Source organism: Paeniglutamicibacter quisquiliarum, assembly GCF_019084045.1.
GTDB classification, from domain to species: Bacteria; Actinomycetota; Actinomycetes; order Actinomycetales; family Micrococcaceae; genus Paeniglutamicibacter; species Paeniglutamicibacter quisquiliarum.
This window is the reverse complement of the sequence record NZ_JAHRED010000008.1, coordinates 70,498-88,744: the sequence shown is the minus strand read 5'-3', so window position 1 is coordinate 88,744 and position 18,247 is coordinate 70,498. Positions and strand designations below refer to the sequence as shown.

The following is an 18,247-nucleotide window of genomic DNA, read 5'->3' as shown; positions in this document are numbered from 1 at the left end:
CTATATGTGGCCCTAAACTGATCCCGAGCACGCATGTGCTTTGCAGATAAAGACCCGAGGAAGGGGTGCCATGTACTGTCCCTATTGCAGGCACACCGATTCGCGCGTCGTCGATAGCCGCCTGACCGACGACGGCACCGCGATTCGCCGCCGCCGGCAATGCGCCGCATGCGGCCGCCGCTTCAGCACGGCGGAAACCACGAGCCTGAACGTGCTCAAGCGCTCCGGGGTGGCCGAGCCCTTCAGCCGGGCCAAGGTCATCAACGGCGTGCGCAAGGCCTGCCAGGGCCGCCCCGTCACCGACGACGACCTGGCCCTGCTGGCCCAGGAAGTCGAGGAAGCCGTTCGTTCCAGCGGAGCGGCGGAAATCAACGCCCGCGAGGTGGGGCTGGCGATCCTCACGCCGCTGCAGCGCCTCGACGAGGTCGCCTACCTGCGCTTCGCCAGCGTCTACCAGGACTTCAAGTCGCTGGAGGACTTCGAGGGGGCCATCGCGAAGCTGCGGGCCGAACGCGACACCCGGCCGGTGGGGCACCAGCGTCCCCTCGGTGCGCGCTAGACCCAAGCGCTAGGCCCGCGCCGCAGCCGGAAGCCCAAAGACCAATGGCGGGCCTCCCGCTTCCCGATTCGACTGGGGAAGCGGGAGGCCCGCCATTGGCGTCCTGCCCGGCAAATGGCTAGGAAAGGCCCGACTGCTGCAGGGCCGCCCCGACGATGCCGGCATTGTTCTTTGACTTCGCCACCGTGATCGGGGTGGAAAGCGAGAGCTTGGGAAGGTAGTCGTCAGCGCGCTTGGAGATGCCGCCGCCGATGACGAACAGCGAGGGGGAGAAGAGGAACTCGACGTGGGAGAAGAAGCGCTGCAACCGCACCGCGTATTCGTCCCAGCCCAGCTCGTCGCGCTCGCGTGCCGAGGCCGAGGCGCGGGTCTCGGCCACCGCCGAATCGATCTCCAGGTGGCCCAGCTCCACGTTGGGAACCAGCACGCCGTTGTGGATCAGGGCCGACCCGATGCCCGTGCCCAGGGTGATCACGAGCACGGTCCCGTCAACGCCGGCCCCGGCACCGTAGCGGGCCTCTGCCAGTCCTGCGGCGTCGGCGTCGTTCATCACGTGAACCTCGCGCCCCAGCCGCTTGGTGAACAGCGCATCCACGTCGGTGCCGATCCAGGACTTGTCCACGTTGGCGGCCGAGCGGGCCACTCCGTGGTGGATGATGGACGGAAAGGTGACCCCCACCGGGGTCTCGGCCCCCGGGGCGCCGTCCCGTTCGTCGAGTTCCGCGACGATCTGCGCTACCACCTCGGCCACCGCCGCCGGGGTCGCAGGCTTCGGGGTGTCAATGCGGACGCGTTCGCCAATCAGCTTTCCGGCATCAAGGTCGACGATGCCGCCCTTGATGCCGGTGCCGCCGATGTCGATGCCGATGGCCGTGGGCGAAGGGTTCAGTGCGCGTTCAGACATGCGGGTCGGGCTCTTTCTCTAAGGAGGGCTAAAACGGGCTCCCTGGTTTAGGCCAGGGTCAGGATTTCGGCGCCGTCCTCGTTGACGAGCAGTGTGTGTTCAAATTGTGCCGTGCGCTTGCGGTCCTTGGTGGTGGCGGTCCAGCCGTCGTCCCACATGTCCCACTCGATGGTGCCCAGAGTGAGCATGGGTTCGATGGTGAACGTCATGCCCGGTTCGATCAGCTGGCTGTAGGCCGGTGCCGCGTCGTAGTGCGGAATGATCAATCCGGTATGGAAGGATTCTGCCACGCCGTGCCCGGTGAAGTCCCGCACCACGCCATAGCCGAAGCGTTTTGCATAGGCGGAAATGGTGCGCCCGATGACGTTGATCTCGCGTCCCGGCATGACGGCCTTGATGGCCCGGCGCAGCGATTCCTCGGTGCGCTCGACCAGCAGCCGGGATTCCTCGTCGACGTCCCCGGCCAGGAAGGTGGCGTTGGTGTCGCCGTGGACCCCGCCGATGAACGCGGTGATGTCGATGTTCACGATGTCCCCGTCCTGCACCACGGTGGTGTCGGGGATGCCGTGGCAGATGACCTCGTTGATCGAGGCGCAGAGCGACTTGCTGAAGCCGCGGTAGCCGAGGGTCGAGGGGTAGGCCTTGTGGTCCAGCAGGAATTCGTGCCCGATCCGGTCAAGTTCGTCGGTGGTGACACCCGGGACGACGGCCTTGCCGACCTCGGCCAGGGCCTGCGCCGCGATCTTGGAGGCCACGCGCATCCGCGCGATGATGTCGGCAGAGCGGACTTCGGGGGCATCGGACTTGCGTGGTGCGGGGCGCCCGACATACTCGGGGCGGGGGATCGAGTTCGGGACGGTTCGCTGCGGGGTGGGGGCACCGGGGACGAGGGAACCGATGGGTGCGGTTGAAGCTAAAGGCATGGTTCCCATTCTAGCGGGGTCGCTGGTGCCCGGCGCCATGGTGCCGGGCCGTTGCCCGGGCGTCCGGCGGCCCATCGGCTGTAGGGTGGTGGCATATCGAGATCAACATGTCGAGATCAACGCAGCGCATACGAAAGGTGGGATCAATCCCGATGAGTGGAGCATTGCCCGGCGAGGGCGAATTCTGGTTCAACATCACCACCGGCCAGGTGGAGACGGGGCCGCAGGCCGATTGGTCCCAGCTCCTGGGCCCGTACGCCTCCCGTGCCGAGGCCGAGCTGGCCATGACCAAGGTGCGCGAACGCAACGAGCAGTGGGACGAGGAAGACGAGGAAGAGGAGGACTAGGGACTACCGGTCCCCGAACTCGTGTTCCGCCGCCGGGAAGGTTCCGGCGAGCACATCCTCGCGGTAGGCGGCCGCGGCCCCCGCCACCACGGCGCGCAGGTCGGCGTACTTCTTCACGAAGCGGGCGCTCTTGCCGCTGCCCAGGCCCAGCATGTCCTGCCAGACCAGCACCTGTCCGGTGGTGACGGCTCCCGCACCGATTCCGACGGTGGGGACGCGTACCGACTCATCGACACGGCGGGCCGTCGCGGTGGGGATCATTTCCATCAGCACGGCAAATGCGCCGGCCGCCTCCAACGCCTGCGCGTCGGCGACCAATGCCGCCGCGGCGTCTCCGCGGCCCTGGACCCGGTAGCCGCCCAGTGCATGTTCGGACTGCGGGGTGAAGCCGATGTGCGCCATGACTGGCACGCCCGCGGCCACCAGGGCACGCACGTGCGGGACAAAGAACTGGCCGCCCTCCAGCTTCACCGCATGAACGCCGCCCTCCTTCATCAGGCGCACGGACGATGCAACCGCCTGCTCGGGGGAGACCTCGTAGGATCCGAACGGGAGGTCGCACACCACCAGGGCATGTTTGGCACCCGAGACCACCGCCCGGGAAAACACGATCATCTCGTCCAGCGTGATCGGCAACGTCGAGGAGTACCCCATTACGGTGTTTGCCGCCGAATCACCCACCAAGAGCACCTCGATGCCGGCTGCGTCGAAGATGTTCGCCATCATCGTGTCGTAGGCGGTGAGCATCGCGAATTTCCTGCCCTCGTCCTTGGCCGCTTGCAGGTGGTGGAGGCGGATCCGCGGACCGGAAACGGCGCCCGGGGCAGGGGGATTTGCTGGCGTGGAAGGATGAGCACTCATGGGCAAGAGACTAATGCACAATCGGCAAACCTGTCCTTCCGTGTCCTGGCCGCAAAAACGTATAAAGTGAGTCAGTGGGGCGGGAATCGCCGCCAAAACCGCTTGTGGAAGGAACCCGCCGTGGATCGCCAGCAGGAATTCGTCCTTAGAACCATTGAGGAGAGGGACGTACGATTTGTGCGCCTGTGGTTTACCGATGTGGTGGGTTCCATGAAGTCAGTTGCCCTGGCCCCGGCCGAGGTCGAGGGCGCCTTCGAGGAAGGCCTGGGCTTTGACGGGTCCTCCATCGAGGGATTGTCGCGCATCTACGAATCGGACATGCTGCTGCAGCCCGACCCCTCCACCTTCCAGATCCTGCCGTGGCGCGGCGAGACCGAGCCCACGTCGCGGATGTTCTGCGACATCCTGACGCCGGACGGGCTGCCTGCCGCCGCCGACTCGCGCCACGTGCTCAAGCGCCAGCTGGCCGTCGCCTCCGACATGGGGTTCACCTGCTACACGCACCCCGAGATCGAATTCTATTTGTTACGCTCCTCCGAGCTGGGCGCGGACGGCTACCCGGTCCCGGTTGACCGGGGCGGCTACTTCGACCACGTCACCGGCGGCGTCGCCCAGGACTTCCGCCGCACCGCCGTGACCATGCTCGAGGCCGTGGGCATCTCCGTGGAGTTCAGCCACCACGAAAACGGGCCGGGCCAGAACGAGATCGACCTGCGCTACGCGGACGCGCTGCAGACGGCCGACAACGTCATGACGTTCCGCACCGTGATCAAGGAAGTCGCGATCCAGCAGGGCATCTATGCCACCTTCATGCCCAAGCCGTTCTCCGACGAACCAGGGTCCGGCATGCACACCCACTTCTCCCTCTTCGAGGGCGACACCAACGCCTTCTTCGAGGCCGGGCGCGAATTCCAGCTCTCAGACACCGCACGCCAGTTCATTGCCGGGATCCTGCGCCACGCCCCCGAGTTCACCGCCGTGACCAACCAGTTCGTCAACTCCTACAAGCGCCTCTGGGGCGGCGGGGAGGCCCCGAGCCACCGGTCCTGGGGCCACAACAACCGTTCCGCGCTGGTTCGCGTGCCGCTGTACAAGCCGGGCAAGGGCCAGTCGGCCCGTGTCGAGTACCGCGGCATCGACTCGGCCACCAACCCGTACCTGGCCTACGCCTGCCTGCTGGGCGCAGGGCTGAAGGGCATCCAGGAGGGCTATGAGCTCGAACCCCATGCCGAAGAAGACGTGTGGGGCCTGAGCAGCGCCGAACGTCGCGCCAGCGGCCACGACCCGCTGCCCGGGTCCCTGCACGACGCCATCCGCGCCATGGAGGAATCCGAGCTGGTGGCGGACATCCTCGGCGAGCAGGTCTACACCTCGTTCCTGCGCAACAAGCGCGACGAGTGGGAAGCATACCGCCAGAACGTGAGCCCGTTCGAACTTCGGCGCTACCTGGGGATCCTCTAGGGGTGTCCTTGCATATCTCCACGAAGCAGCTGATTTCCGCGGGATTCGACGACCTGGAGCGGGCCAAGCGCTTCCTGGCCGACAAGGAACTGGCGGACATTGACCACCGGGCGCTCGTGGGCCACCTGGCCCATGCCGCGGACCCCGACCAGGCGCTGCTGGCGCTGATCCGCCTCATCCCGCATGCCCCGGCGGCCCTGGAGCTGGCCCGAAGCCCGCGCACCGCGCCGGGGTTCCTGCGGTTGCTGGGTGCCTCGGACGCGCTGGCGAACTTCCTGATCCGCGAGCCCTCCTGCCTGGAGATCCTTGCGGTGCCGGCGCCGGCACGCATGGAAGGACGCAGCGCCCAGGAGCTGCGTGCGGAGCTGCTGCTGGCCGTGGGGGCCGACCCCGCTTCGGGCATCCCGCCGGTGGCCACGGTCTCCGGGGAAGACGGACACCGGGTGCTGCGTGTGGCCTATCGGCGCGCCCTGCTCTCGCTGGCCCACCGCGACCTGGGGGCGGGCGACGCGCTGGAGGCCATGCCGGAGGTCGGGCGTGAACTGGCCGACCTGGCCGCGGCCGCCATCGAGGGCGCCCTGGCCATCAGCCGGGCCGAGGCCCGGCAGCGCTATTCGGTCGAGGACATCTCCGACCTGCGCCTGGCCGTGATCGGCATGGGCAAGTGCGGCGCGCACGAGCTGAACTACGTCTCGGACGTCGACGTCATCTATGTGCACTCCAGCGACCGGCTCGACGAGGACCTGGCCCACGCCCTGGCCAGGGACCTGGCCGCGGGGATCTCCCGGGCCATCGACACCGCCGGGATCGAACCGGGCCTGTGGGAAGTGGATGCGAACCTGCGCCCCGAGGGCAAGGACGGGGCGCTGAGCCGCACCCTGGAATCCCACGCCGCGTACTATGCGCGCTGGGCGGCGTCCTGGGAGTTCCAGGCGCTGCTTAAGGCCCGCGCGATCGCCGGGGACGCGCAACTCGGCGCCGCCTACGAGGCCATGGTGGCGCCGCTGGTCTGGGCCTCCTCGGAACGGGACGGGTTCGTGGAGTCGGTGCAGCGCATGCGCCGGCGGGTCACCGCCAACATCAAGCCCGCCGAGCTGGCGTACCAGCTCAAGCTCGGCCCCGGCGGGCTGCGTGACGTCGAATTCACCGTGCAGCTGCTCCAGCTGGTCCACGGCCGGGTGGACGAGACGGTGCGCGTGCGTTCCACCACCAGGGCCATCGCGGCCCTGAGCCTGGCCGGCTACATCGGGCGCGACGACGCCGAGAAGTTTGACCTTTCCTACCGCTTCCTGCGCGTGCTCGAGCACCGCATCCAACTGGTGAACCTGCGCCGGACCCACCTGATGCCGCACAAGGAATCGGGCCAGCGAGTCCTGGCGCGGGCGGTGCGCTCCACCCTGGGGGTCGGGCTGTCCACCGCCGCGGGGCTGCTGGAACGTTGGGGCGAGACCAGGCGCCTGGTGCGCCTGCTCCACGAACGGATCTTCTACCGGCCGCTGCTCAACAGCGCCTCGAACCTTTCGGCCGACGAGGTCAGGCTGTCCCCGGAGGCGGCGCAATCCCGGCTGCGGGCGCTGGGCTACGTGGACCCGAAGGCGGCAATGCGCCACATCGAGGCCCTGACCGGGGGCATGCGCCGGCGCGCGGCCCTGCAGCGGCAGCTGCTGCCGGTGCTGCTGGGGTGGATCGCCGAGGGCGTGGACCCGGATGCCGGGCTGCTGGGCTTCCGGCGGCTGAGCGAGTCGCTGGGGGAGTCGCACTGGTACCTGGGCATGCTGCGCGATTCGTCCGCGGCCGCCGAACGCCTGTGCAGGATCCTGTCCAACTCCCGCTTCATCACCGATCTCCTGGAGGTCTCCCCGGAATCGGCTGCCTGGCTCGGATCCAACAAGTCATTGCAGCCCCTGGGCTATGAGACGCTGTGGGGCGAGATCTCCTCCAAGCTGAAGCGGAACCTCGGCTCCGACCAGGCGATCCGGTTGATCCGGGTGATCAGGCGCCGTGAGATCCTGCGCATCGCCCTGGCCGACGGCGCAGCGGTCATCGACCAGGACACCGTGGGGCGGGCCCTGGCCGACAACGACAGGGCCGCCATTCGCGGCGCCCTGGAGGTGGCCCAGCGCACCGAATACGCCGCGACCCCGCAGCTGGGCGAGTTCCTGGTGGTGGCCATGGGGCGGCAGGGCGGGCACGAGATCGGCTACTGCTCCGACGCGGACGTGATGTTCGTCCAGCGCGCCTTCGACGAGGCAGACCAGCAGGGTGCGCAGGAACAGTCGCTGCGCATCGCCACGGCCCTCGGGTCGCTGCTGGGCAGGCCCATGGTGCCGGCCATCCAGGCCGAGCCCCGGCTGGAAATCGACGCGGCGCTGCGCCCGGAGGGCAAGAGCGGCCCGCTGGTGCGCTCGCTGGCCTCCTACGAAGAGTATTACCGGCGCTGGTCCCAGATCTGGGAGCAACAAGCGCTGCTGCGGGCCACGCCCATGGCCGGGTCGGAGGAATTGGCCGCGGACTTCATGGCCATGGTCGACCCGCTGCGTTACGAACAGGTCATGGGCGAGGAACAGGTCCGCGAGATCCGCCGGATCAAGGCGCGCGTGGAGGCCGAGCGGCTTCCCCGCGGAGCCGAGCCCGAACGTCACCTGAAGCTGGGCCGCGGTTCGCTCAGCGACGTCGAGTGGCTGGTCCAGCTCATGCAGCTACAGCATGCCAAGGACCACCCGGACCTGCGCACCACCTCCACCCGTCCGGCGCTGGCGGCCATCGCCGAGGCCGGGCTGATCCCCGCCGAGGACGTGGCCGTGCTGGACCATGCGTGGTCGCTGGCGACCAGGATCCGCAGCGCGGGACTTATTTGCACCGGCCGGGTCAGTGACGTGTTGCCCAATTCCTGGCGGGACATGGAAGCGGTGGCCCGTTGGTGCGGCTATGCGCCGGGGGAGGCCTCGGTGATGGAGGACGACTACCTCAAGGCGACGCGGCGGTCGCGGCAGGTATTTGAGCGGCACTTCTATGGTTTTGAGGACCAGAGAGCCTAGTCTGGTGGAACCAGTCGGGGCCAGCTAGTTGTCATTGAAAGGGTGGGGATTTCCATGCACGTCACCAGCGCGGAACTTGACCAATTGGTCGCCAGGGAATTCGAGAAGGCCGGCGCCTCCACCAATGGACGCAGCGCCGTTGCGGTCCTCAATGACGGACGCCTGCGCCACACGCTGGTCACACTGCTGGCGGGGTCCGCGCTGAACGACCATGAAAAGCCCGAGGCGGCGACCCTGCAGGTGCTGCGCGGATCCATCGTGGTCAACTGGGAGGGCGATTCCCGGGCCATCGCCCACGGGGGCCTGTTCGTGCTGCCGGCGGCCATGCACAACGTCGTGGCGTCCGAAGACAGCGCCTTCCTGCTCACCTCGCTGGCGGGTTGACCGAGGACTGCCGCCTGCCGAACGCTCGTGTCAACAAACCTTGACGAGGTGCTGGTGTCAAGATAGATTGACGCCGAAAGGCAGGTGTGCGATGACCAAGACAAATCTTGAGCAGGGCGAAGGCGGGACGATGGGCGCCCTGCGCGCGGTGGCCGAACTTCAGCAGGACGCCCGGCGGCAGGAATCCGTGTTGGTGCGCCGCGCACGCGCCGAGGGCTTCTCCTGGGAGGCCATCGCACTGGTCCTGGGCGTGAGTCGCCAGGCCGTGCACCAGCGCTTTGGGAAGAAGTCCTAGCCGATTCCGGACCCATCCCGGAAAACAAAAATGTCCGTGCGGGGCCGGAGCTTCAAAATGAAGCAACGGCGTCCACACGGACATTTTCAATCGGGGCCGGGGCGTCCCGGCGCCCTACCTAGCAGCCGTAGTACAGCTCGAACTCGTAGGGGTTCGGGCGCAGCGACAGCGGCTTGATTTCGTTTTCGCGCTTGTATTCGATCCAGGTGCGGATCAGGTCCTCGGTGAAGACGTCGCCCTCGAGCAGGAAGTCGAAGTCGTTCTCCAGGGCCTCGAGTGCCTCGTCCAGCGACGCCGGGGCCTTCTGGATGTCCTTGGCTTCCTCGGCCGGGAGCTCGTAGAGGTCCTTGTCGATCGGGTCCGCCGGCTCGATGCGGTTCTTGATGCCGTCGAGGCCTGCCATCAGCTGGGCGGCGAAGGCCAGGTACGGGTTGGAAGCGGCATCCGGTGCGCGGAACTCGATGCGCTTGGCCTTCGGGTTCGAACCGGTGATCGGGATGCGGATACCGGCCGAGCGGTTGCCCTGCGAGTACACCATGTTGACCGGCGCCTCATAGCCCTTGACCAGGCGGCGGTAGGAGTTCACGGTCGGGTTGGTGAAGGCCAGCACTGCGGAGGCGTGCTTCAGCAGGCCGCCGATGTACCAGCGGGCAGTGTCGGACAGGCCGGCGTAGCCCTTCTCGTCGTAGAACAGCGGAACGCCGTTGGCCCACAGCGACTGGTGGCAGTGCATGCCCGAGCCGTTGTCACCGAAGATCGGCTTCGGCATGAAGGTTGCGGACTTACCCCAGGCATCGGCCACGTTCTTGACGATGTACTTGAACTTCAGGATGTCATCGGCCGAGTGGGTCAGCGTGTTGAACTTGTAGTTGATCTCGGCCTGGCCGGCTGCGCCGACCTCGTGGTGGCTGCGCTCGACCTCAAGGCCGGCTGCTTCCAGTTCCAGGCAGATGGCGTCGCGCAGGTCGGCCTGCTTGTCGGTCGGGGAAACCGGGAAGTAACCGCCCTTGAAGGGGGTCTTGTAACCCTGGTTGCCGCCCTCTTCCTTCTTGCCGGTGTTCCACGGAGCCTCGATCGAGTCGACCTTGTAGAAGGAACCCTGCGGCTTGGACTCGTACTGGACGTTGTCAAAGATGAAGAACTCGGCCTCGGGGGCGAAGAAGGCGGTGTCGGCGATGCCGGTCGATGACAGGTAGGCCTCGGCACGCTCTGCCACACCGCGCGGGTCGCGGTGGTACGGATCGCCGGTGCGCGGGTTGATGATCGAGAAGTTGAACGCGAGGGTCTTTTCCAGACGGAACGGGTCAACGAATCCGGAAGTCACGTCGGGGATGAGCTGCATGTCCGAGTCGGCGATGCCGGCGAAGCCGGCGATCGAGGAACCGTCGAAGAGCTGGCCGTTGAGGAAGAAATCTGCGTCGACGGTGCGGGCCGGGACGTTGAAGTGCTGCTGGACGCCGGGAAGGTCGGTGAAGCGGATGTCAACGAACTTGACGTCTTCTTCGGCAATATATGCGATGACTTCTTCTGGACTCTTGAACATGGTCAGGGACTCCTGTGTGGGATTTCTGCTGTGACGGCTTGCGTGCCGTGCCGTAAAACGTATGCCAACGTTTTTCTTCCTGTGTTATCAACACTAGACCCTAGCGATTACTCTCCTGTGTCTCTATTGTTTCCATTACGTTACATAGGCGGCGAATACCGCGAATGCGATGTCGGTTAGATCACACTCGATGCGCCCTTTGTGCGAGGTGTGTCTGCGCCCCGTGCGAAATCCCGTCCCCGGCCGCGGATGGACGCGACCTGCCCCGGTAGGCTGGGGGAGTGGAAAGAAAAGACTTTGGCTCGTGGCTCGAGGGCCCGCCGCAAATGAGCAACCAAGAATGGCCAGGCAAGCAATTGGGCCGCCCGGAAAAGGGGCCCGGGTCCGTCGCCCGCATTGGCCGGCGTGTCGCGGCACTGTTGGTGGACTGGGGGATCGCGATGTTGATCTCCATGTTCTTCTTCAAGTCGGACCCCACCGCCAACCTGGTCATCTTTGCCGCCACGCAGATGCTGTTTGTCGGGATCACCGGGCACTCCATCGGCCATCGCGTCTTCGGAATGCAGGTCCAGGGCCTGGACGGCACTGCGGTGAAGCCCCTGACGGGAGTCGTGCGCACCGTGCTGCTTTGCCTGGTCATCCCGGTCCTGTTTAGCGACTCGGACCAGCGCGGCTATCACGACCGGATCGGCAAGACGATCCTGGTGCGCATCTGATCGGTCCGGATCATCCTGACCCAGCGGGCAGCAGCATTAACCAAGGGCGGGTGCTGGAACCAATGGTTCCAACACCCGCCCTTGTACGTTAACGGTACTCGTGCCCTGGCGTCAGCGCATTTGCTTGCGATTCGGACGGGCCCGGTTGGGGTCGATGCCCTTCGGAATCGGGAGCTTTGCGCTGCCAAGGGTGCTCAAGCGCTTGTCGACGGCGCTGATCTCCAGCTTGGTGATCGACTTGGGAAGCTTCTTCATCTTCTTGCCGACCTCGGCAAGCGGGGTCTGCCCTTCGTCGTTTCCGGCGTTGATCACGTGGATCGGAACGTTGGGAAGCACGCGACCCATGCGCTTGCGCTCGGCGTCGACCAGGGTCCGAACACGGGTGTTCGGACCTTCGGTGACAAGTACGACGCCTGCGCGGCCAATGCCCATGAACACCAGGTCCTTGGTGCGGGGGTTCACTGCAACCGGCTCGTCCTTCAGGATCCAGCCGCGGCGCAACACGCTCATGGCGGCGCCGGCCGCTCCCGGGCGTCCCTCAAGCTGCGTGAAGGCAGCCTTTTCGGCACGTCGGGAAAGGATCATGGTTGCCGCCAGCAGGGCGAGCGGCAGTGAGATCAGCACGGCGGTGATCCAGTTGTTGATCAGCAGGCCAATGATCAGGCCCACAACAAGGATGCCGAGGGCAGCCAGGATCATCAGCCAGACGACCATGGGGTCGTTCTTGCGGGTCATCTGGAAGACCTGGCCCAGCTGTTTCAGCCGGCCCGGTTCCTTGTTGGCCTTTTCGGCCTTCGGCTTGCGCGAGAACAGTCCGCGCTTCGGACTTGCAGCCTCGGACGAGGCGTTATCGGTGTTTTTGGCCATAGTGGTTTAATTCTACGCGATCCGGAACCGGCTAGGAGCCGACCAGCGAAGAAGCCTCCTGGCGGGTGTCGCCGGAGCTGGCAATGTGCGCCAGGGCCTCCGGGATTGCGTTGCCCTTCTTGCGCATGGCGGCGGCCCATAGGCGACCGGCGCGGTAGGAAGAACGCACCAGGGGCCCGCTCATGACGCCCAGGATGCCCAGTTCCTCGGCTTCCTGCTGCAGCTCCACGAATTCCTGCGGCTTGACCCAGCGCTCGACCGGGTGGTGGCGCTCGGTGGGGCGCAGGTACTGGGTGATGGTCAGCAGGTCGCAGCCGGCATCCACGAGGTCCTTGATGGCCTCGGTGATTTCCTCACGGGTTTCGCCCATGCCGAGGATCAGGTTCGACTTGGTGATCATGCCGTTGGCACGGCCCTGCGAGATGACATCCAGGGAGCGGTCGTAGCGGAACGCGGGGCGGATGGACTTGAACAGGCGGGGAACCGTCTCGAGGTTGTGCGCGTACACCTCGGGGGCGGCCGCTGCGATCTCGTCCAGGTGCTCGGGCTTGCCGGAGAAGTCCGGGATCAGCAGCTCCACGCCGGTGCCGGGGTTCAGCTGGTGGATGCGGCGCACCGTCTCGGCGTAGAGCCAGGTGCCCTCGTCCGCGAGGTCGTCGCGGGCAACGCCGGTGACGGTGGCGTAGCGCAGGCCCATCTTCTTCACGCTCATGGCGACCTTGAACGGTTCGGCGCGGTCAATGGGCTGGGGCTTGCCGGTGTCGATCTGGCAGAAGTCGCAGCGGCGGGTGCATTCCGAGCCGCCGATGAGGAAGGTTGCTTCCTTGTCTTCCCAGCATTCAAAGATGTTCGGGCAGCCCGCCTCTTCGCAGACGGTGTTCAGGCCCTCGGACTTGACCAGCTTCTTCAGACCCACGTACTCAGGGCCGATGTTGATCTTTGCCTTGATCCACTCGGGCTTGCGCTCGACCGGTGTTTCGGAATTTCGCTGCTCGATGCGCAGCAGGCGGCGACCTTCGGGTGCGGCACTCATGAACGGGCTCCTTCGGGGATTGTAGCTGTCAACGACACGATCGGGCTCAACAAGGCATCCAGCTCCTGCTCAACGCGGTCGAGGACATCGGCAGGGGTGACGGTGGTTCCGGTTTCCAGGCTGATGCTGGTGACGCCGGCGTCGGTGATTCCGCAGGGGATGATCTGTGCGTAGGGCGCCAGGTCGTTGGAGCAGTTCAGGGCGAAACCGTGCATGGTCACGCCGTGGTCGACGCGGATCCCGATCGCGGCAAGCTTGCGATCCTGGCCGCCGTCCGTCCCGGCAACCCACACACCGCTGCGGCCCTTGATGCGGGTAGCGGCAATGCCGTAGCCAACTGCGACGTTGATCAGGGCTTCTTCGAGAATCGAGACGTATTCCCGGATGCCCTTCATGTCGGACAGGCGAACGATCGGGTACCCCACCAACTGGCCGGGGCCGTGCCAGGTGAGTTTGCCTCCGCGATCGACATCGATCACCGGGGTGCCGTCAACCGGCAGGTCTTCAGGTTCCGTTCTGCGGCCGGCCGTGTAAACGGCCGCGTGTTCCAGGAGGAAAACAACGGGCCCCGAATTCCCTTCGGTCACGTCATTGTGTACCTGGCGCTGCATGTCCCATGCAACGCGGTAATCGACCAGCTCGGGGGCATGGCCAATTCGCTCGAATTTGATGGTCATGGCGACAACAGTACGCGCTTCCCGGGGCGCCCTCGAATCCGCTACCCATTGTTGCTTGTGGATAACTTGAGCACGGGAATTGCATTGGGCGTAGAACAGAACCATGGAATCCCAGATACAGCCATTGCCATTCCCGCGAATCGATGGATTTCGCGTACTTCGGCACTTGGATGAGGGCTCGGGCAGCAGCGTGTGGGTCGTCGAGGACAACACGACGCATAAGGAAATGGTCGTAAAGATCCTCGGCGGCGACGCTCCCGAAAGCGTCGTCGAGTCCGAGGCGCTACAGCTGGTGCACGAGTTTCTTGTGCAATCGTTCGGGTTGCTTGAGACCTCCCTCGGACCGGGCATCTTGATGGAATATTGCCCCGCAGGATCCGTGGCCCAGGTGGTGTCGGTGCGCGGACCGCTGAACGTGGGGGAAACCATCACCGTAATGGCACCGATCGCCGAGGCGCTCGCATTCCTGCACGCACGGGGGCTGACCCACGGCGACCTGAGCCCGCGCAACATCCTCTTCACTGCGGCAGGCAAGCCAAAACTTGGGGACTTCGGTACGCATCGTGTTGTGGGCCAGACCCCGGGGGAGTACGGCACCCAGGGATTCCGCGCCCCCGAATCGGTTTTAGGCCCGGGTGCAGGAGGGCTGGAACCGGCGCGGGATCTCTATTCCCTGGCCGCTTGTGCGTGGTACCTGTTGACTGGCAGGCCCCCCAACGCCACGAACAGCAGGGTTCCGCTGGGCGCCATGGTTCCGGAGGTGAACGACGAATTCGCTAAATTGCTGGAGCAGGGGCTGGACCCGGATCCGGAGCGGCGACCAAGTGCGGCCCAGTTTGGGCAGCGGATCTTTGTCGCGGGGGATCCTGAGGCCGTTGAGCTGAGCGCTGCGATTGAACCAGACGCGCTCAAGCATATGCTCACCACCCGGCAAGCCCCCGCCGCCGCAGGATTTCTGGGCGGGGTGCGACGCGCCGGCAGCCCCTCGGCGGCGGACAGGGAAATGCTGAAGGAACGCAAGGCCCAGATCAAGGCCCAGCGGAGGCCTGTGCCGCGGCGGCTCCGGGCCGTGTTTGAGGGCGATGCAAGGCCGCCGTCACCGAAGCAGGAGCCCGGCGGGGAGGAACGCTGGGCCAGGCAACATCGGATCCACGGCCTGAAGCGCGGAAATCGCCGCATTGCCGCGGCCGTGGCCCTCGGGTTGTTGGCGGTGGCACTGGCCGCGGTGGCTTCCAGCACGCTCAACGACGCCTACGAGCCTGCCGTGGCAGGGGCGCCGCAAGCTCCTGTGCAGCTCATGCCGACGGCTCCCGAGGCGACCCCGGATCCGGGCCGAGAACTGGTGCTGGTGGCGGCCGACTTGTCCGCCCGCCGCGACCGGGGCCTGATGGCCGGAAGCCTCAAGGAATTGGGGAAGGTCCATGCGGCGGGTTCCCCGGCGCTTGCAGCGGATGAAAAGGTCGTGGCACGCATGCGGAAGCTGGGGCTGCGGCTGGAGGCCCTGGAGACGCGCCTGAGCGATGTTGCCGTCCTCCCCGGAGCCAATCCGGGGGAGGCGGCCATCGAGGCCACCAGCGTTCAGGGAGGCTATCGCTATGTGGACAGCGAGGGAGCCGTCATCGTGAGTGCCAGGGAATCCGAACGCCAGAGGGTCCGCATGGTCCTGCGGCACCTGGATGGCGCATGGCGCATGTGGCAGGTATCGCCGGTCCGGTGAGGCGCGGGGGCCGGTGTGGGCCGAGTTCACGGCGCCCACACCGGCAGTCCGGCAGCTTAGTTCAGGTGGGCGTCAAGGGTGATGGAAGGGACGGCCGCCAGTGCGGCGGAGACCGGGCAGCCCTCCTTGGCGGCGTTTGCGTGCTTCTGGAATTCCGCGGCATCGATGCCCGGGATCGTGGCGCTCAGCGACAGCCGGATGCCGCTGATCTTGGCTCCGTCGCTGGTGTCGAAGTCGACCTCTGCCGAGGTTTCCAGCTTCTCGGCGACGTGTCCTGCCTGCTTGAGGATATTGCTCAGTGCCATCGAGAAGCACGATGCATGGGCCGCGGCGATCAATTCCTCCGGGCTGGTCTTGCCCTCGGACGCCTCGGTGCGGGCACGCCAGGTGACGGGGAACGTGCCGATGCCCGAGGTCTCGAACGTGGTTTCCCCCGACCCGGAAGCCAGGTCCCCGGTCCAAACGGTGCTTGCGCTTCTGGTGGTGACTGCCATGGTGACAACTCCTTGAATCTGCAACGGGATGGAGGCGAACGCCTCCACGGCCATCCTATGGCCCGGGGCAACCGAACCAAAGGACCTGGTTAAACGGCGAAGCGGCGTGCCACCGGGAATCCCGATGGCACGCCGCCCCTGTCCACCTGTGCCTTGCCGGAGCAGGCGGTGCGCCGGTGGCTAGACCCAGAGGGTCGCCACGGCGATGGCGATCAACGCGGTGCCGCCGGTGCCGTGGGCCAGGCCGGTCGGAACCTCGAGGCCGTTCTTGATCTTGCGGCGGCCCAGAAGGGCTGCGACGAAGACGCCGATGGCCAGCAGGAGCTTGACGGCGATCTTGGCGTGGTTGACCGGCCCGTCACCCATTTCGGCCAGGCCGACCAGCAACAGGCCGGTTACCAGCTGGGCGATGGCGCCATACCATTGCCAGACGTTCACCGTCGGGGTCTTGAATGTTGCGAGCCAGCCGCCAACGAGCGCCGCCGCACCCAGGACGTGCAGGAATACGAGGAATGCATGCAAAAAGGTCATGCCAGCCAGCCTAATGGAAACTGCACACCGCACAGAATCCGGCCGTCCGAAGGTGGTCGACGACATAGCAAAGGGGACGGCCGCCGCGTTCAGCGGTGACCGTCCCCTTCAGTGGCTAACCGGGGTTAGAGGCCCAGGTCGGCTTCGAATGCGCCTTCTTCAAGGCGTGCCTTCAGCGTCTGCAGGAAGCGTCCCGCATCGGCGCCGTCGACCAAGCGGTGGTCGTAGGTCAGCGACAGGTACATCATGTGGCGGATGGCGATGGTGTCGTCGCCGTCGACGCCGGACACGACGACAGCGCGCTTCACGATGGAACCGGTGCCCAGGATGGCAACCTGCGGCTGGTTGATGATCGGGGTGTCGAAGAGCGCACCGACCGAACCGATGTTCGTGATCGAGAACGTTCCGCCGGAGAGTTCGTCCGGACCGATCTTGTTGTCGCGGGTGCGCTTTGCCACGTCGGCGATCTTGCCGGCCAGGCCGGCAAGGTTCAGGTCGCCGGCGTTGGAGATGACCGGAACCAGGAGGCCCTTGTCGGTGTCAACCGCAATCGCCAGGTGCTCGGCGTTGTGGTAGGTGATCTCCTGCTTGGACTCGTCGTACTCGGCGTTCAGCTTCGGGTGCTGCTTCAGCGCCTCGGCCACGGCCTTGGCGATGAACGGCAGGAAGGTGAGCTTGGAGCCGTTGACGGCCGCGAACTCGTTCTTGGCGGCATTGCGCAGCTTGGCGACACGGGTCATGTCGACCTCGTGGACCTGGGTCAGCTGGGTGGAGATTTCCAGCGACTCGCGCATGCGGCGGGCAATGACCTGGCGGATGCGCGGTGCCTTGGCGACGGTGCCGCGCAGCGAGGAGGCCACGACGGGTGCCGCTGCCTTGGCTGCCGGTGCCGCGGCAGGAGCCGTGGAGGTGGCGGCGGCCGGAGCGGTCGTTGCGGCGGCGGCCGCGTCGATGACGTCCTGCTTGCGGATGCGTCCACCGACACCGGTGCCGGTGACGGTCGCCAGGTCGACGTTGTTCTGGTTGGCCAGGCGGCGAACCAGCGGGGTCACGTAGCCGTCGTTGCCGGCGGCCGGAGCAGCGGCCGGGGCGGCGGCAGGGGCAGCCGGGGCGGCGGCAGGTGCTGCAGCGGGGGCTGCCGGGGCCGGAGCGGGCTCGGCGGTGGGAGCCGGAGCTGCTGCGGGAGCTGCCGGGGCCGGAGCGGGCTCGGCGGCGGGGGCCGGTGCGGCCTCGGCCGGGGCTGCGGGTGCTGCTGCACCCGCGGCGCCGACGATCGCCAGGACGGCGCCGACCTCAACGGTTTCGTCTTCCGGAACGCGGATCTCCAACAGGGTGCCGGCGACCGGGGACGGAACCTCGGTGTCGACCTTGTCGGTGGAAACCTCGAGCAGCGGCTCGTCAACGGCGACCTCTTCGCCGACGGCCTTGAGCCAGCGGGTGACGGTGCCTTCGGTGACGGACTCGCCCAGTGCCGGGAGGGTGATCTCGGTGCCCGATGCGGCTTCCGCCGGTGCGGCGGGAGCGGCCGGTGCGGCGGCGGGTGCCGGTGCCTCCGGTGCAGCTGCGGCCGGGGCCTCGGCCGGTGCGGCAGGTGCCTCTGCGGCCGGGGCAGCTTCGGCGGGTGCCGAGCCGGAGCCCGAGCCATCACCGATGCGAACCAATGCGGCTCCAACTTCGGCGGTCTCGTCCTCGGCCACGAGGATTTCCTCGATGACGCCGGCGACCGGCGAGGGGATTTCGGTGTCAACCTTGTCGGTCGAGACCTCCAGCAACGGCTCGTCGACCTCGACGCGGTCGCCGACCTGCTTGAGCCAGCGCGTAACGGTGCCTTCGGTGACGCTTTCACCCAGGGCGGGCAAGTTCACGGTTTCAGACATCTTGTTCCCGTTCTCCTAAA

The 18,247-nt window shown here is 66.5% G+C and carries 18 protein-coding genes; 8 read left to right on the top strand and 10 right to left on the bottom strand.

Annotation, left to right across the window (positions count from 1 at the left end; all coding sequences use genetic code 11):
- Positions 1–70 precede the first annotated feature (70 nt).
- Positions 71–559, top strand: a complete 489-nt coding sequence (nrdR, locus tag KRR55_RS14665; protein ID WP_217389861.1) for a transcriptional regulator NrdR — start codon at positions 71–73, stop codon at positions 557–559.
- 118 nt (positions 560–677) lie between these two features.
- Here the strand turns inward: nrdR and ppgK are convergent, their stop codons facing one another.
- Together ppgK and map are read right to left on the bottom strand one after the other, a co-directional pair.
- A complete protein-coding gene (gene ppgK, locus KRR55_RS14660) occupies positions 678–1,463 on the bottom strand; it encodes a polyphosphate--glucose phosphotransferase (RefSeq protein ID WP_217389860.1) in 786 nt (261 codons plus the stop codon).
- Positions 1,464–1,510: 47 nt separating this feature from the next.
- Positions 1,511–2,386 (bottom strand): type I methionyl aminopeptidase, encoded by an 876-nt coding sequence (gene map, locus KRR55_RS14655; protein WP_217389859.1) that lies wholly within the window; start codon positions 2,384–2,386, stop codon positions 1,511–1,513.
- Positions 2,387–2,538: 152 nt separating this feature from the next.
- On the opposite strand from map, the gene KRR55_RS14650 reads away from it, so the two are divergent.
- Positions 2,539–2,733: an SPOR domain-containing protein gene (locus tag KRR55_RS14650; RefSeq protein ID WP_217389858.1), complete on the top strand. Its 195-nt coding sequence runs from the start codon at positions 2,539–2,541 to the stop codon at positions 2,731–2,733.
- A 3-nt stretch (positions 2,734–2,736) separates the two neighbouring features.
- On the opposite strand, the gene panB is transcribed toward KRR55_RS14650, so the two are convergent.
- A complete protein-coding gene (gene panB / locus KRR55_RS14645) occupies positions 2,737–3,594 on the bottom strand; it encodes a 3-methyl-2-oxobutanoate hydroxymethyltransferase (RefSeq protein ID WP_217389857.1) in 858 nt (285 codons plus the stop codon).
- A gap of 120 nt (positions 3,595–3,714) precedes the next feature.
- Here panB and glnA (KRR55_RS14640) point away from each other — a divergent pair, with 120 nt between their 5' ends.
- The 4 genes from glnA (KRR55_RS14640) to KRR55_RS14625 all read left to right on the top strand — a co-directional run bounded on the left by glnA (KRR55_RS14640) (position 3,715) and on the right by KRR55_RS14625 (position 8,772).
- On the top strand, positions 3,715–5,055 hold the full coding sequence (glnA, locus tag KRR55_RS14640; protein ID WP_217389856.1) for a type I glutamate--ammonia ligase: 1,341 nt from the start codon (positions 3,715–3,717) through the stop codon (positions 5,053–5,055).
- Positions 5,056–5,063: 8 nt separating this feature from the next.
- Positions 5,064–8,093 (top strand): bifunctional [glutamine synthetase] adenylyltransferase/[glutamine synthetase]-adenylyl-L-tyrosine phosphorylase, encoded by a 3,030-nt coding sequence (locus tag KRR55_RS14635; RefSeq protein WP_217389983.1) that lies wholly within the window; start codon positions 5,064–5,066, stop codon positions 8,091–8,093.
- 54 nt (positions 8,094–8,147) lie between these two features.
- The gene (locus KRR55_RS14630; RefSeq protein WP_217389855.1) at positions 8,148–8,477 is read left to right on the top strand and encodes a cupin domain-containing protein; all 330 of its coding nucleotides are present in this window, start codon (positions 8,148–8,150) and stop codon (positions 8,475–8,477) included.
- Positions 8,478–8,568: 91 nt separating this feature from the next.
- Positions 8,569–8,772, top strand: a complete 204-nt coding sequence (locus tag KRR55_RS14625) for an AsnC family protein (RefSeq protein WP_217389854.1) — start codon at positions 8,569–8,571, stop codon at positions 8,770–8,772.
- 118 nt (positions 8,773–8,890) lie between these two features.
- On the opposite strand, the gene glnA (KRR55_RS14620) is transcribed toward KRR55_RS14625, so the two are convergent.
- Positions 8,891–10,315 (bottom strand): type I glutamate--ammonia ligase, encoded by a 1,425-nt coding sequence (gene glnA, locus KRR55_RS14620; RefSeq protein WP_217389853.1) that lies wholly within the window; start codon positions 10,313–10,315, stop codon positions 8,891–8,893.
- Positions 10,316–10,641: 326 nt separating this feature from the next.
- Between glnA (KRR55_RS14620) and KRR55_RS14615 the strand changes: the two genes are divergently transcribed.
- The gene (locus KRR55_RS14615; protein WP_217389852.1) at positions 10,642–11,031 is read left to right on the top strand and encodes an RDD family protein; all 390 of its coding nucleotides are present in this window, start codon (positions 10,642–10,644) and stop codon (positions 11,029–11,031) included.
- Positions 11,032–11,142: 111 nt separating this feature from the next.
- Here KRR55_RS14615 and KRR55_RS14610 read toward each other — a convergent pair whose 3' ends face one another.
- Genes KRR55_RS14610 through lipB form a run of 3 tightly spaced genes read right to left on the bottom strand, consistent with a single transcriptional unit; the run spans position 11,143 to position 13,608 of the window.
- Entirely contained in the window at positions 11,143–11,898 is a 756-nt protein-coding gene (locus KRR55_RS14610; protein ID WP_217389851.1) for a DUF4191 domain-containing protein, read from the bottom strand.
- A 31-nt stretch (positions 11,899–11,929) separates the two neighbouring features.
- On the bottom strand, positions 11,930–12,931 hold the full coding sequence (gene lipA / locus KRR55_RS14605; RefSeq protein ID WP_217389850.1) for a lipoyl synthase: 1,002 nt from the start codon (positions 12,929–12,931) through the stop codon (positions 11,930–11,932).
- The gene (lipB, locus tag KRR55_RS14600; protein ID WP_217389982.1) at positions 12,928–13,608 is read right to left on the bottom strand and encodes a lipoyl(octanoyl) transferase LipB; all 681 of its coding nucleotides are present in this window, start codon (positions 13,606–13,608) and stop codon (positions 12,928–12,930) included. Before lipB ends, lipA begins: the two co-directional genes overlap by 4 nt.
- Before the next feature lie 103 nt (positions 13,609–13,711).
- On the opposite strand from lipB, the gene KRR55_RS14595 reads away from it, so the two are divergent.
- A complete protein-coding gene (locus tag KRR55_RS14595; protein WP_217389849.1) occupies positions 13,712–15,325 on the top strand; it encodes a serine/threonine protein kinase in 1,614 nt (537 codons plus the stop codon).
- Between the two features lie 56 nt (positions 15,326–15,381).
- Here the strand turns inward: KRR55_RS14595 and KRR55_RS14590 are convergent, their stop codons facing one another.
- The 3 genes from KRR55_RS14590 to sucB form a co-directional block, all read right to left on the bottom strand.
- Positions 15,382–15,819 carry an OsmC family peroxiredoxin gene (locus tag KRR55_RS14590; protein WP_217389848.1) on the bottom strand — a complete coding sequence of 146 codons (438 nt, stop codon included), beginning with the start codon at positions 15,817–15,819 and terminating at the stop codon, positions 15,382–15,384.
- Positions 15,820–15,999: 180 nt separating this feature from the next.
- Positions 16,000–16,350, bottom strand: coding sequence for a hypothetical protein (locus KRR55_RS14585; protein ID WP_217389847.1), 351 nt, complete (start codon positions 16,348–16,350; stop codon positions 16,000–16,002).
- Positions 16,351–16,475: 125 nt separating this feature from the next.
- The gene (sucB, locus tag KRR55_RS14580) at positions 16,476–18,227 is read right to left on the bottom strand and encodes a 2-oxoglutarate dehydrogenase, E2 component, dihydrolipoamide succinyltransferase (RefSeq protein WP_217389846.1); all 1,752 of its coding nucleotides are present in this window, start codon (positions 18,225–18,227) and stop codon (positions 16,476–16,478) included.
- Between the last annotated feature and the right edge of the window lie 20 nt (positions 18,228–18,247).

What these genes read in the sequence shown, in the direction of transcription:
- panB (WP_217389857.1), bottom strand. Translation starts at nt 3,594, where the DNA reads ATGAGTGCTCATCCTTCCACGCCAGCAAATCCCCCTGCCCCGGGCGCC.
- KRR55_RS14585 (WP_217389847.1), bottom strand. Translation starts at nt 16,350, where the DNA reads ATGACCTTTTTGCATGCATTCCTCGTATTCCTGCACGTCCTGGGTGCG.
- nrdR (WP_217389861.1), top strand. Translation starts at nt 71, where the DNA reads ATGTACTGTCCCTATTGCAGGCACACCGATTCGCGCGTCGTCGATAGC.
- map (WP_217389859.1), bottom strand. Translation starts at nt 2,386, where the DNA reads ATGCCTTTAGCTTCAACCGCACCCATCGGTTCCCTCGTCCCCGGTGCC.
- KRR55_RS14625 (WP_217389854.1), top strand. Translation starts at nt 8,569, where the DNA reads ATGACCAAGACAAATCTTGAGCAGGGCGAAGGCGGGACGATGGGCGCC.
- lipB (WP_217389982.1), bottom strand. Translation starts at nt 13,608, where the DNA reads ATGACCATCAAATTCGAGCGAATTGGCCATGCCCCCGAGCTGGTCGAT.
- KRR55_RS14630 (WP_217389855.1), top strand. Translation starts at nt 8,148, where the DNA reads ATGCACGTCACCAGCGCGGAACTTGACCAATTGGTCGCCAGGGAATTC.
- KRR55_RS14590 (WP_217389848.1), bottom strand. Translation starts at nt 15,819, where the DNA reads ATGGCAGTCACCACCAGAAGCGCAAGCACCGTTTGGACCGGGGACCTG.
- KRR55_RS14650 (WP_217389858.1), top strand. Translation starts at nt 2,539, where the DNA reads ATGAGTGGAGCATTGCCCGGCGAGGGCGAATTCTGGTTCAACATCACC.
- ppgK (WP_217389860.1), bottom strand. Translation starts at nt 1,463, where the DNA reads ATGTCTGAACGCGCACTGAACCCTTCGCCCACGGCCATCGGCATCGAC.
- KRR55_RS14595 (WP_217389849.1), top strand. Translation starts at nt 13,712, where the DNA reads ATGGAATCCCAGATACAGCCATTGCCATTCCCGCGAATCGATGGATTT.
- glnA (WP_217389853.1), bottom strand. Translation starts at nt 10,315, where the DNA reads ATGTTCAAGAGTCCAGAAGAAGTCATCGCATATATTGCCGAAGAAGAC.
- lipA (WP_217389850.1), bottom strand. Translation starts at nt 12,931, where the DNA reads ATGAGTGCCGCACCCGAAGGTCGCCGCCTGCTGCGCATCGAGCAGCGA.
- KRR55_RS14615 (WP_217389852.1), top strand. Translation starts at nt 10,642, where the DNA reads ATGAGCAACCAAGAATGGCCAGGCAAGCAATTGGGCCGCCCGGAAAAG.
- sucB (WP_217389846.1), bottom strand. Translation starts at nt 18,227, where the DNA reads ATGTCTGAAACCGTGAACTTGCCCGCCCTGGGTGAAAGCGTCACCGAA.
- KRR55_RS14610 (WP_217389851.1), bottom strand. Translation starts at nt 11,898, where the DNA reads ATGGCCAAAAACACCGATAACGCCTCGTCCGAGGCTGCAAGTCCGAAG.